Origin of the sequence: Microbacterium sp. (genome assembly GCF_031180975.1) — a bacterium.
Lineage (GTDB): Bacteria > Actinomycetota > Actinomycetes > Actinomycetales > Microbacteriaceae > Microbacterium.
Window position 1 is genome coordinate 52,820 of record NZ_JAPSLI010000010.1, and the last position, 12,724, is coordinate 65,543.

11 protein-coding genes are annotated in these 12,724 nt (G+C 71.1%); 3 read left to right on the top strand and 8 right to left on the bottom strand.

Translation table 11 applies throughout. The features are described from left to right. Window positions 1-151: 151 nt before the first annotated feature. The 5 genes from RIF65_RS13115 to RIF65_RS13135 all read right to left on the bottom strand — a co-directional run bounded on the left by RIF65_RS13115 (window position 152) and on the right by RIF65_RS13135 (window position 6,736). On the bottom strand, window positions 152-1,822 hold the full coding sequence (locus tag RIF65_RS13115) for a glycoside hydrolase family 13 protein (RefSeq protein WP_309066058.1): 1,671 nt from the start codon (window positions 1,820-1,822) through the stop codon (window positions 152-154). A 207-nt stretch (window positions 1,823-2,029) separates the two neighbouring features. Then, entirely contained in the window at window positions 2,030-3,361 is a 1,332-nt protein-coding gene (locus RIF65_RS13120) for a dihydrolipoamide acetyltransferase family protein (RefSeq protein ID WP_309066057.1), read from the bottom strand. A gap of 76 nt (window positions 3,362-3,437) precedes the next feature. Next, a complete protein-coding gene (locus RIF65_RS13125) occupies window positions 3,438-4,418 on the bottom strand; it encodes an alpha-ketoacid dehydrogenase subunit beta (RefSeq protein WP_309066056.1) in 981 nt (326 codons plus the stop codon). Further along, window positions 4,415-5,542 carry a thiamine pyrophosphate-dependent enzyme gene (locus RIF65_RS13130; protein ID WP_309066055.1) on the bottom strand — a complete coding sequence of 376 codons (1,128 nt, stop codon included), beginning with the start codon at window positions 5,540-5,542 and terminating at the stop codon, window positions 4,415-4,417. The genes RIF65_RS13125 and RIF65_RS13130 overlap by 4 nt, the downstream gene beginning before the upstream one ends. Window positions 5,543-5,668: 126 nt before the next feature. Continuing rightward, a complete protein-coding gene (locus RIF65_RS13135; RefSeq protein WP_309066054.1) occupies window positions 5,669-6,736 on the bottom strand; it encodes a histidinol-phosphate transaminase in 1,068 nt (355 codons plus the stop codon). Between the two features lie 62 nt (window positions 6,737-6,798). Between RIF65_RS13135 and RIF65_RS13140 the strand changes: the two genes are divergently transcribed. Further along, window positions 6,799-7,194 carry a phage holin family protein gene (locus RIF65_RS13140; protein ID WP_309066053.1) on the top strand — a complete coding sequence of 132 codons (396 nt, stop codon included), beginning with the start codon at window positions 6,799-6,801 and terminating at the stop codon, window positions 7,192-7,194. Between the two features lie 6 nt (window positions 7,195-7,200). Here RIF65_RS13140 and RIF65_RS13145 read toward each other — a convergent pair whose 3' ends face one another. Further along, complete coding sequence (locus tag RIF65_RS13145; RefSeq protein WP_309066052.1) at window positions 7,201-8,541, bottom strand: hypothetical protein; 1,341 nt, start codon at window positions 8,539-8,541, stop codon at window positions 7,201-7,203. Further along, window positions 8,538-8,807 carry a hypothetical protein gene (locus RIF65_RS13150; protein WP_309066051.1) on the bottom strand — a complete coding sequence of 90 codons (270 nt, stop codon included), beginning with the start codon at window positions 8,805-8,807 and terminating at the stop codon, window positions 8,538-8,540. The genes RIF65_RS13145 and RIF65_RS13150 overlap by 4 nt, the downstream gene beginning before the upstream one ends. Window positions 8,808-8,913: 106 nt before the next feature. Between RIF65_RS13150 and RIF65_RS13155 the strand changes: the two genes are divergently transcribed. Continuing rightward, entirely contained in the window at window positions 8,914-9,459 is a 546-nt protein-coding gene (locus RIF65_RS13155) for a low molecular weight protein-tyrosine-phosphatase (RefSeq protein WP_309066050.1), read from the top strand. After that, on the top strand, window positions 9,456-10,838 hold the full coding sequence (gene purB, locus RIF65_RS13160) for an adenylosuccinate lyase (RefSeq protein ID WP_309066103.1): 1,383 nt from the start codon (window positions 9,456-9,458) through the stop codon (window positions 10,836-10,838). Before RIF65_RS13155 ends, purB begins: the two co-directional genes overlap by 4 nt. Window positions 10,839-11,162: 324 nt before the next feature. Here the strand turns inward: purB and RIF65_RS13165 are convergent, their stop codons facing one another. Further along, window positions 11,163-12,596: an MFS transporter gene (locus RIF65_RS13165; RefSeq protein WP_309066049.1), complete on the bottom strand. Its 1,434-nt coding sequence runs from the start codon at window positions 12,594-12,596 to the stop codon at window positions 11,163-11,165. Window positions 12,597-12,724: the final 128 nt, after the last annotated feature.

Here is a 12,724-nt window from a genome sequence, read left to right on the forward strand (position 1 = left end):
CAGCCTAACTGCTAATGAGAACCATTCTCAAATCGTGTGTCGCAGGATTTGCCCCGGCGTGGGAGCCGAAGTCCGGTCGCAGGGCTCTGGGACCTGCGTTCGGATCCCACACTGAGCGGATGCCGGAAGCGCCGGCCCCCGGCATCTGCTGTCAGGGCGCGAGCCAGGCCGTGGCCTCGCCGGGCAGCATCCCGCCCGTGACGGGGGTGCTGGCGAGGACGACGCGACCCTCCCCGAGTTCGTACGGGGACTCGCCGAAGTTCGTCACGATCTCCCACCCGCCGGGGCGGCGGAAGCGCAGCACGTCCTGCGAGTCGGTCGGCTGCCACGCGAGTTCCTCCGCGCCCTGCAGCTCACGCCGCAGCCGCAGCGCGCGCCGGTACAGGTTCAGCGGCGACGACGGATCAGCGTCCTCGACGTCCACCGCCGACTCGGCGAACCATGCCGGCTGCGGCAGGTGGGAACCGTCGTCGCCGAACCCGAAGGAGGACCCGGATGCCGTCCAGGGCAGCGGCACACGGCATCCGTCGCGCCCGATCTCCGCCCCCTCGGTGCGGAAGTAAGTGGGGTCCTGCCGCTCGGATGCCGGGATCTCGGCCACCTCGTGCAAGCCGAGCTCCTCGCCCTGATAGACGTACGTCGAGCCGGGCAGGCCGAGGATGAACAGGGTCGCGGCGAGCGCGCGGCGCAGACCCCGCTCGCGTTCGAGCTCGGGCTCGGTGCCGCCGGACAGCAGCCAGGAGGCGCCGTGCTTCTCGTCGGGGCGCCAACCGTTCGAGCGGGTGGCGGCGGGCAGCCCATATCGGGTGGCGTGGCGCACCACGTCGTGGTTGGACAGCACCCACGTGCTGGACGAACCGGACTGGGCGGCGAGGGCGAGGTTGTCGGAGACGATGCGGCGGAACTGGTCGGGGTCGAAGTCCGCCTCCAGCAGGTCGAAGTTGAACGCCTGGCCCAGGCTCTCCGGGCTGGCGTACAGGTGGATGCGCGACGGGTGCACCCAGGCCTCCGCCACCGCGGTGCGCGGCGGGTCGTACGAGTCGAACACCCGGCGCCACTCGGCGTAGATGTCGTGCACGTCGTCACGGTCGATCAGGGGATGGTTGCCGTCCTGCGGGATCAGCGCGAGCTCGTCCTTGCTGGGCAGCGGCTCGGTCAGGTCCTTCGTCAGCATGTGCGCGACGTCGATGCGGAACCCGTCCACGCCGCGGTCCGACCAGAAGCGCAGGGTGGTGAGGAAGTCCTCGCGCACCTCTGGGTGGTCCCAGTTCAGGTCGGGCTGCTCCTTCGCGAAGTTGTGCAGGTACCACTGGCCGTCCTCGACGCGCTCCCACGCCGAGCCGCCGAACACCGACACCCAGTCGGTGGGTGGCAGCGAGCCGTCCTCGCCGTCCCCGTCGCGGAAGATGTAGCGCTCCCGGGCCGCCGACCCGCGCCCCGCGGCGAGCGCCTCCTGGAACCAGGCGTGCTGGTCGGAGGTGTGGTTGGGCACGATGTCGACGACGACCTTGATGCCGCGGGCGTGCAGCGCCTGCACCATGGCGTCGAAGTCGTCGAGGGTGCCCAGCCGCGGGTCGACGTCGCGGTAATCCGCCACGTCGTACCCGCCGTCGGCGAGCTCGGACGGGTAGAACGGGCTGAGCCAGACCGCGTCGATGCCGAGCGAGGCGAGGTAGTCGACGCGGGACAGGATGCCGGGGATGTCGCCCAGGCCGTCTCCGTTCGCGTCGGCGAAGCTGCGGGGATAGATCTGGTAGACCACTGCCTGCCGCCACCACGGTGCGGCGGCGAGGGATGCGTCGAGGTCGGTCGTCTCGGGCATGGATCTCTCCTTCTGCTCGTCGGTTCCTCCGACGCTACCCGCCCGCCCCTCGACCCGACCCGTTTGGGGCGGATTCTCGCGTTTGGGGCGGTTGTCCCCCGCCCCAAACGCGAGAATGCGCCCCAAACCCGGGAGGTGCGGCCCGGCCCCGGGAGGTGAGGCTCGGCCCCGGGCGGTGCGGCCCGGCCCCGGGCGGTGAGCCTCGGGTCAGTCGACGAGAAGGGCGGGCTCCTCGAGCACGGCGGCCACGTCGGCGATGAACCGGCTCATGCCGTCGCCGTCGATCACGCGGTGGTCGAACGAGCCGGCGACCGTGGTCACCCAGCGCGGACGCACCTCGCCGTCGACGACCCAGGGCTTCTGGCTGATCGTGCCCATCGCCACGATGCCGGCCTCACCCGGATTGATGATCGGCGTTCCGGCATCCATCCCGAACACGCCGATGTTGGTGATCGTGATCGTGCCGCCCTGCTGGTCGGCGGGGGTGGTCTTGCCCTCGCGCGCAGTCAGCGTGAGCCGGTTGAGCGCACGGGCCAGGTCGCGCATGCCGAGGGTCTGCGCGTCCTTGATGTTCGGCACGATCAGCCCGCGCGGGGTGGCGGCCGCGATGCCGAGGTTGACGTAGTGCCGCACGGCGATCTCGGCGCCGTCGTCGGTCTCCACCCACGCGGCGTTCACCATCGGGGTTCGGCGCACCGCCCAGATCACGGCCCGCGCCATGATCAGCAGCGGCGACACCTTGATGTCGGCGAAGTCGGGCGACGCCTTCAGCCGCTTGACCAGCTCCATCGTGCGGGTGGCGTCGACCTCCTTCCACACGGTCACGTGCGGGGCGGTGTACGCGCTCTGCACCATGGCGTTGGCGCTCGCCTTGCGCACGCCCTTCACCGGGATCGCCTCGGTGCGCGACGGGTCGGAACCCGGCTGGATGCCGCGGGCCACGCCCACCGGCCGCGGCTGCGCGGGCATCGTCTCCTCACGCACGTCGCCCCAGTCGGGCGTCTCGATGTTGCGGAACACGCTCGCCTGCGACGCGTGCTTCACGACATCGTCGCGGGTCACCTCGCCGTCGGCGCCGGTCGGGGTGACGGATGCCAGATCCACGCCGAGGTCCCTGGCGAGCTTGCGGATCGGGGGCTTGGCGATCACGCCCACCGAGGAGCGCACCGGACGTTCGGCCGGGCGCTTTCGGCGGGAGGACACCTCGCCGCCGGTGCCGTATCCGACCAGGACCGACCCGCTTCCGGCATCCGCCTGCTTCGCCGCCGCGGTCGGGGCGGGGGTGGCCTCGGCGGCGTCCTTCGTCACGAACGTGATGATCGGCGCGCCGACCTCGATCGTCTCCCCCTCGGCCGCGAGGAGCTCGCCGACGGTGCCGGCGTGCGGAGAGGGCAGCTCGACGAGCGACTTGGCCGTCTCGATCTCGCAGATCACGTCGTTGACCGCGACCTCGTCGCCCGGGGCGACCTTCCAGGCGACGATCTCGGCCTCGGTGAGGCCTTCCCCGACGTCGGGGAGGGTGAAGGTCTGAGTGCTCATGTGCGGTCCTTCTGTCGGGGCGTTCCGTCCTGTCGCTGCGCTCCTCGCTCAACGACCGGGGGAAGGGCGAGCGGATTCAGTAGGCGAGGGAGCGGTCGACGGCCTCGAGGATGCGGTCGGCATCCGGCAGGTACGACCCCTCGAGCTTCGCCGGGGGGAACGGGGTGTCGAAGCCGGAGACGCGCAGCACCGGGGCCTCGAGGGCGTAGAACGCGCGCTCCATGACGGTCGCGGCGATCTCGCTGCCCAGGCTGGTGAACCCGGGGGCCTCCTGCGCGTAGACCATCCGCCCGGTGGATCGCACCGAGTCGAGAATGGGCCCGTAGTCGACGGGCGAGAGCGAGCGCAGGTCGATCACCTCGCAGCTGGTGCCCTCGCCCTCGGCGATGGCGGCGGCCTGCAGCAGGGTGGTGACCATGGCGCCGTGCCCGACGAGGGTGACGTCGGTGCCACGGCGGACCACGCGGGAGGCGTGCAGCGGCACGGCCGGCGCGGCGAGGTCGACCTCGCCCTTCGGCCAGTAGCGGCTCTTCGGCTCCATGAAGATCACCGGGTCGTTCGACGCGATCGCCTCCTGGATCATCCAGTACGCGTCGTTCGGCGTCGACGGCGACACCACACGCAGCCCCGGAGTGTGCGTGAAGTACGCCTCCGGGCTCTCCTGGTGGTGCTCGACGGCGCCGATGTGCCCGCCGTACGGGATGCGGATGACGATGGGCATCGACACCGCACCCTCGTGCCGGTACGTGATCTTGGCCAGCTGCGACGTGATCTGGTCGAACGCCGGGAACACGAACCCGTCGAACTGGATCTCGCAAACCGGACGGAACCCTGCCATCGCCATGCCGATCGCGGTGCCGACGATGCCGGACTCCGCGAGCGGCGTGTCCAGCACCCGGCGGTCGCCGAAGTCGCGCTGCAGGTGCTCCGTCACGCGGAAGACGCCGCCGAGCTTGCCGATGTCCTCGCCCATCAGGAGCACCCGCGGGTCGTCCTCCAGCGCCTTGCGCAGCCCGGCGTTGAGCGCCTTGGCGAACGGCATCGTCTCGAGGGTCATCGAGCGCCTCCCTCGAACGACGCCTCGTAGTCGTCGAACCACGCGCGCTGCTCGTCGACGAGTGGATGCGGCTCGCTGTAGATGTTCTGGAACACACGCTCGCGGCTGGGCGGCTGGAGCGTCACGGTGCGGGCGCGCAGATCCTCTGCGGCATCCGCCGCCTCGGCTTCGACCTCGGCGAAGAACGACTCCGCGGCGCCTCTGCCGAGCAGGAAGGCGCGCATGCGCTGGATCGGGTCGAGCCCGCCCCAGTGCTGCTCCTCCTCGGCGCGGCGGTACTTGGTCGGGTCGTCGCTGGTGGTGTGCGCGCCCATCCGGTAGGTGACCGCCTCGATGGCGCGCGGGCCGCCGCCGGCGCGGGCCTCCTCGAGCAGCGCGCGCGAGACGGCGTAGCTGGCGAGGACGTCGTTGCCGTCGACGCGCACCGACGGGATGCCGTAGCCGGCGCTGCGCTGGACCAGCGGTACCCGCGACTGGGTCTCGACGGGCACCGAGATCGCCCAGTGGTTGTTCTGCAGGAAGAACAGCACCGGGGCGTCGTAGCTGGCGGCGAACACCATCGCCTCGTGCACGTCGCCCTGGCTGGACGCGCCGTCGCCGTAGTAGACCACCACGGCCTCGTCGCGCTCCGGGTCACCGGTGCCGCTGCGGCCGTCGAACGCCAGCGCCATCCCGTATCCGGCGGCGTGCAGCGTCTGCGAGCCGAGCACCAGCGTGTAGATGCGGGTGTTGCCGTTCTTCGGGTCGGTGGGGTCCCAGCCGCCGTGCGAGACGCCCCGCATGAGCTTGATGATGTCGACCGGGTCGACACCGCGGATGCGGGTCACCGCGTGCTCCCGATACGACGGGAAGATCGTGTCCTGTGCGCGAGCGGCGCGGGCCGAGCCGACCTGCGCGGCCTCCTGGCCGCGGCTCGGCGGCCACAGCGCAAGCTGGCCCTGCCGCTGCAGGTTGGTCGCCTGGGTGTCGATGGCCCGGATCACGACCATGTCGCGGTAGAACTGCTCGAGCTCGGCATCCGTCAGGGCGTCGATGAGCGGGAGGAACCGCTCGGCATCCGCCGACGGGGCGAAACGTCCGTCCGGTTCCAGGACGCGAACGAGGGGGGTGTCGGTCGAGGTCACGGTCCCACGCTACCCATCCGGGCATGCCAGGTCACGCATACCTAGGGGGCCCTTGCAAGTGCCCGGCTCTCGGAGAAAACGGCCGTCGACGTCGCCCCGCCCCTCGGCAAGTGATCCCGGGCGTCCTCACCGTGCTGCGGCGGCCGCCTCCAGCACCTTGTCGATCGACTCCGGTTCCCCGACGGAGATGCGGATGCCATCGCCGGAGAACGGACGGACGATCAGGTCCGCCGCATCGAACGCCGCCGCGATCTGATCGGTGCGCTCCCCCGTCGGCAACCACACGAAGTTGCCCTGTGCATCCGGGACGTCCCATCCCTGCGCGCGCAGGCCCTCGAGCAGGCGGGTGCGGCGCTCGACGATCACCCCCACTCGGGCGAGCAGCTCGTCCTCAGCATCCAGGCTGGCGATCGCAGCGCGCTCGGCGGCGCTGGTCACCGACAGCGGGATGCCGGTGGTGCGCGCCGCGTCGAGCACGCGCGGGTGGCCGATCGCGTATCCGACGCGCAGGCCGGCGAGCCCGTACGCCTTGGAGAACGTGCGCAGCACCACCACGTTCGGGTGCTTCTCGAAGATCCGCTCGCGGAGGCCGTCGACCGCATCAGGGTCGGTGACGAACTCGGCGTACGCCTCATCGAGGATGATCAGGCAGTCGGCGGGCACCCGCTCGACGAATGCGGCGAACTCCGCGCTGGTCACGATCGGTCCGGTGGGGTTGTTCGGGGTGCAGACGATCACCGCGCGGGTGCGGTCGGTGACGGCATCCGCCATCGCGTCGAGGTCGTGGCGGGCGCCGGGACCGAGGGGGACCTGGATGCCGGTCGCGCCGGCCACAAGCGGCAGGCTCGGGTAGGCCTCGAAGGAGCGCCAGGCGTAGACCACCTCGTCGCCGACGGTGGACGTGCCGAGCACCAGCTGGTGGAGGATCGACACGCTTCCGGCGGCCACGTGCACGGCATCCGTGTCGACGCCGAACTTCTCGCCCAGCCGAGCCCGGAGCGCGCCGGCGCTGGCATCGGGGTAACGGTTGACCGGCGTGATGTGCGCGAGCGCCTCCTGCACCGAGGGCAGCGGCTCGAACGGGTTCTCGTTGCTGGACAGCTTGAACGCGGTGGCGCCCGCCTGACGGCCCTGTCGGTACGGCGGCAGGGCAGCGATCTCCGGGCGGATGCGGGGCAGAACGGGCTCGGTCACGGGATCAGTCTAGGAGCGTGGGGCGCGAGCTCGACCGGGTACCGTGCGAGACTGGGCGGACCATGCGCTTCCTCATCCGAGTCGTCGTCAACGCGTTCGCCCTGTGGGTGGTCACGCTCATGCCGTTCCTGCAGGTGAGCATCACCGCCTTCGCCCCCGGGGAGACGCTGCAGCTGGTGCTGACCTTCCTGGCGGTCGGTGCGATCTTCGCGCTGGTCAACACCATCATCGGCACGGTGGTGAAGATCGTCGCGTTCCCGCTGTACATCCTCACCTTCGGCCTGATCGGATTCGTGATCAACGGGTTCCTGCTGTGGCTCACCGCCTGGATCACCAGCGGCTTCGGGTGGGGGCTGACCGTCGGGCACTTCTGGTGGGGTGTGCTGGCGGCGCTGATCATCTCGATCATCAACGGCGTGTTCGGGTTCATCCTCCGTCCGCAGCGCACGCGCGCCTGACCGCCGTCACGGCCGCCTGGCGGTGAACTCCATCACCTCCACGGTCTCCGCTTCCGCCAGTTCCGCGTAGAACGTCTCGTGCAGCCGGGTCACGCGCGGGTCGCCCGAGCCGTCCACCATCTCGGCCGTCTCCACGTACCCGGTCAGCAGGTGCGGGTCGATCGGACTCCCGGCCTCGACGGTCCTGCGCACCTCGAAACTGTCCGGCGCTCCCGTGCCGCCGGCAGACCCGCCCTCGGCGAGCGAGGAGACCGGGTCGCCGCGGTGCCGAAGCTCGACCAGCAGCTGATCCTGCTCCAGCGACGGTTGGACGGGACTCCCCGCCGTGATCACGGTGCCGGTGTCGTAGCGCCCCTCCATCGCGATCAGCGACGCGATCGCCGCGCCCTGGGAGTAGCCGACGAAGTCGACGCGGTCGCCGGGCCGGGCTCCGGCGGCGTCGAGCGCCTGCAGCACCGCCTGCTGCGACACCGCCGCGTCCCGCTGCATGTACAGGTCCCAGTTGGATTCCGAGTCCCAGGGCTCGGCGGTGCCGAGCAGCGCGGTGCGCGTGCCGTCGATGTAGGTGACGAACCGGGTGGCGCCATCCCGGGTGGTGTACTTCTCGACGACCACCTGCCCGGTCCTTCCGGACGGGATGCGCTGGAGCGAGTCCTTCAGGCTGCGGGCCGGCGCGGCGGTTCCTGTGCCGGTCATCGCCATCTGCACCGGCGGGGGCGGCCCCTGCAGCCTGGTCCCGCGCGGCAGCACGCCGCGCTGGAGAGCGTCCGCGGCGGCGGCCAGTCGCTGCAGAAAGCCGGCCACGGGTTTGCCGGCGAGCACCGAGCCGACCGGGAAGACACGGACGGGCAGCAGCGGCCAGAGGATCCCCGCCGCGAGCGCCCAGAGGTCCCAGCCTTGATTCTCGAGCCCGTCGAAGCGGTGCTTCTCCCACTCCTCGGTGAGCATGACGACGCGGTCCTCGATGCCGGGGTCGGCGCGCACGAGTTCATCGATGCGCTCCTGGAGGGCGAGGGCGGCGTGGGGACTGTGAACGCTCAGCGCCTGCTGTTCGGCGCGCAGCTCGACCAACTCGAAGGTGTCGGCCATGACGGCGGTGCCGCGCGCGTTGTCGGCGACCTCCGCCGCCCGCTCCGACAGCCGGCCGGCGCACGCGGCGAGCGCGCCCGTGTCGACGCGCCGGGCGACCGTCGATGTCTGTCCCACGGCATGGCCGGCCCGGCGGAGCAGGTCCGCGGCCTCCTCCAGCTGCCTGCCCACCGCCTCCATCCGCCGGCCGATGTCGCGCACCACCCCGGAGTCGACGGCGATCGCGCCGCCGGACGTGATCTCGAGTTCCCCCGTCATCCGCTCACCGCTCCTTCCAGGTCGGCGCGCACGGCCTGCACGACCGCGACCTCGCGCATGACGGTCGCGTGCAGTTCGGCCAGGACGTCGCGCAGCGCCCGTGCGCTGACGCCCTCGTTGCGCCAGGCGGAGTCGGTCGCGAGGCCGCCGGCCGCCGTCTCGGCCTGTGCCAGCAGGGCGCCGGCCTCGCCCAGCAACCGCAGCGCGGAGAACGCCCACCAGATGTCCTCGCTCGCCGCCGCCTCGGCCGTGGTTATCGCGTACACCCGTCCAGCCTGCGCGCCGCGCGGTACCCCCGACGGCCGGGATCCCGGTCGTTGTGGACAACCCACGGGGTCTTCCCGATTGGGGAGAGAAGTGCAGAATGGACGCATGACCGACACGGATCCCTTCCGCGTCATCTTCGTCTGCACCGGCAACATCTGTCGCTCGCCGATGGCCGAGGTGGTGCTGCGGGCACTCGCCGACTCGCAGGGCCTCGGCTCGCGCATCGTGTCACGCAGCGCGGGCACGGGAGACTGGCACCTCGGCGAGCGAGCCGACGAGCGTACGCTCGAAGCGCTCGCCCGCCGCGGATACGACGGGTCGGCCCATCGCGCGAAGCAGTTCAGTGCGGCATCCTTCGCCGAGAACGACCTCATCATCGCGCTCGACCGCACCCATGAGCGGATCCTGCGGGCGTGGGCGCGCACCGACGACGACGAGGGGAAGGTCACGCTGCTGCGCGCGTTCGACCCTCATGCGGCGAGCATGGACGTCCCCGACCCCTATTACGCCGGGCCCGCGATGTTCGATTCGGTGCTCAGTATGATTGAGACCGCGACCCGCGGGCTGTTCCGGCAGCTCGAACCGGCAGTGCGGGTGCCCCAGACGACGCCCCGCGCGATGCGGGGCCCCGAGCAGGAGGATCTCCCCTGACTTCCCAGCCTTCCCTCCCGCCCCAGCCGCTCAGCCCCCTTGACGGGCGCTATCGCGCCGCCGTCACCGGCCTCGCCGACTACCTTTCCGAGGCGGGCCTGAACCGCGCGCGCGTCGAGGTGGAGGTGGAGTGGCTGATCGCCCTCACCGATCGGTCGCTGTTCGGCACCTCGCCGCTGCAGGATGCCGACAAGGAGCGTCTACGCGGACTGTACCGCGACTTCGGGCAGACCGAGATCGACTGGCTCGCCGAGAAGGAGGCCGTCACCCGCCACGACGTGAAGGCCGTCGAGTACCTGGTGCGCGACCGGCTCTCGTCGCTGGGGCTCGACTCGATCGCCGAGCTCACGCACTTCGCCTGCACGAGCGAAGACATCAACTCCGCCTCCTACGCGCTGACCGTCAAGCGCGCCGTGGAGCAGGTGTGGCTGCCCGCGCTCGACGCCGTGATCGCCAAGTTGCGCGAGCTCGCCGAGGAGCACGCGGATGCCGCCATGCTGTCGCGCACGCATGGGCAGCCCGCGACCCCGTCCACCATGGGCAAAGAGCTCGCCGTCTTCGCGTGGCGGCTGGAGCGGGTGCGCGGCCAGATCGCGGCATCCGACTACCTGGCGAAGTTCTCGGGCGCGACGGGCACCTGGTCGGCGCACCTCGCCGCCGACCCCGACGTGGACTGGCCGCAGCTGGCGCGCGAGTACATCGAGGGTCTGGGCCTCGGGTTCAACGTGCTCACGACGCAGATCGAGTCGCACGACTGGCAGGTCGAGCTGTACGACCGGGTGCGCCACGCCGGCGGCATCCTGCACAATCTCGCGACCGACATCTGGACATACATCTCCCTCGGCTACTTCGCGCAGATCCCGGTGGCGGGGGCGACCGGCTCGTCCACGATGCCGCACAAGATCAATCCGATCCGGTTCGAGAACGCCGAGGCCAACCTCGAGCTGTCGGGTGCGCTGCTCGGTTCGCTGTCGCAGACGCTGGTCACCTCGCGGCTGCAGCGCGACCTCACCGACTCGACCACGCAGCGCAACATCGGCGTCGCGTTCGGGCATTCGCTGCTCGCGCTCGACAACCTGCGCCGCGGCCTGAACGAGATCTCACTGTCGCGGGACGTGCTGCTGGCCGACCTGGACGGCAACTGGGAGGTGCTCGCCGAGGCGATCCAGACCGCCATCCGGGCCGAGGTGGTCGCCGGCCGCTCGAGCATCACCGACCCGTACGCGCTGCTCAAGGAGCTGACCCGCGGGCACCGGGTGGGTGCCGCGGAACTCGCCGAGTTCGTGCAGGGACTGGAGATCGGGGATGCCGCCAAGCAGCGCCTCCTCGCCCTGACGCCGGCCACGTACACGGGCCTGGCGGAGCGCCTCGCGAAGTAGTGCTCGCCGCGGCGCTTCGCGCGCGGGTGCGCGGGCACCCCGGTGGGCCGGTCTCGTCGCGAACCCGGGGTCTCGAGCCCCGTCCCCCGACACCCCGGGTTGACGCCGACACCCCGGCCTGCGGACGCCGGTACCCCGGGGTCTCGACGCGAACCCGGGGTGTCACGCCGGGCGACGCCGGAAACCCGGGGTCTCGGGATCCATCCTCCCGACACCCCGGCTTGACGCCGACACCCCGGCGCGCGGACGCCGGTACCCCGGGGTCTCGACGCGTACCCGGGGGGTCGGCTCAGCGGCGTCGGAAACCCGGGGCCTCCGCCCGCCTCAGGCGTCCGCGCGGCCGGATTGATCTGCGGCGCTGTCGCGCGGCATGAACACGGCGGCGACCAGCGTGAGGACGGCCACGACGGCGGCACCGACGAACACCCAGAACGACGCGGACACGATCGTCGCCGGGTCGTGCGGCCCGGCGCCCTGAGCGATCACGGTGTTGGAGATGGCGCCGAACACGGCGACGCCGACCGCGCTGCCTGCCGACCGAGCGAACGCGTTCATGCCGGTCACCGCCCCGCGCTCGCCCCAGCCGACCGACGACTGCGCGGCGATCAGCGTGGGCGCCGCGCTCCAGCCGAGCCCGAAGCCGAGCACGAACGCCACCACCGCGACGACGACCGGGTTGGGCCACGGAGAGACCGCGGCGAGCGCCGCCGCAGCGACCGTCGCGATGGTCAGCCCGATCAGCGCGGTGCGCCGGAACCCGATCCGCAGATACAGCCGGCCGACGTTCGCCGCCGCGATGGGCCAGCCGAGGGTGAGCGCCGCGACGGCGAGGCCCGACAGCAGGGGTGCGATCCCGAGGGAGCCCTCCAGGTACGCGGGCGCGAAGCTGGTCACGCCGATCATGAGCGCGCCGACACCGAGCGACACGATCGTGGTGGCGAGGATGAGCGGACGGGCGAACAGCGAGAAGTCCACGATGGGCTCGGTCGCGCGGCGCTCGACGACCGCGAAGACCACCAGCGACAGCATCCCGATTCCGAAGCAGAGCCCGCTCGGCACCGACAGCCATGCCCAGGAGTGGCCGCCCTCGAGCAGCCCGAGGATGACGCCGGTGAGGCCGACGGTGAGCAGCACGGCGCCGGCGTAGTCGATGCGGTGCCGGTGGGTCTGCGTCTCCTCGCGGTAGCGGCGCACCAGCATCCATCCCGCCAGGGCGCACAGCGGGATGTTCACGAAGAAGATCCACCGCCAGGCGTCCAGCTGCGCAAAGACGCCGCCGAGCGCCGGACCGATGACGGACGAGACAGCCCACACGCTCGCGATGTACCCCTGCACCTTGGCGCGCTCCGCGACGGTGTAGATGTCGCCGATGATCGTCATCGACATCGGCGCGACCGCACCCGCGCCCAGGCCCTGCATCACCCGGAACGCGATGAGAGCCGTCATGCTCCACGCGAATCCGCAGAGCACCGAGCCGATCAGGAACAGGCCGATGCCCAGCAGGATGATCGGCTTGCGGCCGAGGGTGTCGGCGAAGCGGGAGTAGATCGGCACGCTCACCGCCTGCGCCAGCAGGTACACCGAGAACAGCCACGGGAACTGCTGGTAGCTGCCGAGCTCACGGACGATACTCGGCACCGCGGTGGCGAGGATGGTGGCGTCGATCGCGATCAAGCCGGTCGACAGCATCAGAGCTCCGAGCACCGGCCCTCGCTCAGAGCGCAGCCCGACGGAGGCGCGATCGACGGAGATGCTCACCTCAGGGACAAGCCCATCGGCTCGGGAGGTATTCCCCGCCGCCCCGGCTGACATGGGAGGCGAACGCTGGTGACAGCGCGGATTCACGGACTTCGGCTCCCACGACGGCGGTCGGCGAGAGATGCTGG

Bases quoted from the DNA above. Each gene is read 5' to 3' on its own strand.
- RIF65_RS13115 (WP_309066058.1), bottom strand. From the start codon at position 1,822: ATGCCCGAGACGACCGACCTCGACGCATCCCTCGCCGCCGCACCGTGG.
- RIF65_RS13120 (WP_309066057.1), bottom strand. From the start codon at position 3,361: ATGAGCACTCAGACCTTCACCCTCCCCGACGTCGGGGAAGGCCTCACC.
- RIF65_RS13125 (WP_309066056.1), bottom strand. From the start codon at position 4,418: ATGACCCTCGAGACGATGCCGTTCGCCAAGGCGCTCAACGCCGGGCTG.
- RIF65_RS13140 (WP_309066053.1), top strand. From the start codon at position 6,799: ATGCGCTTCCTCATCCGAGTCGTCGTCAACGCGTTCGCCCTGTGGGTG.
- RIF65_RS13145 (WP_309066052.1), bottom strand. From the start codon at position 8,541: ATGACGGGGGAACTCGAGATCACGTCCGGCGGCGCGATCGCCGTCGAC.
- RIF65_RS13155 (WP_309066050.1), top strand. From the start codon at position 8,914: ATGACCGACACGGATCCCTTCCGCGTCATCTTCGTCTGCACCGGCAAC.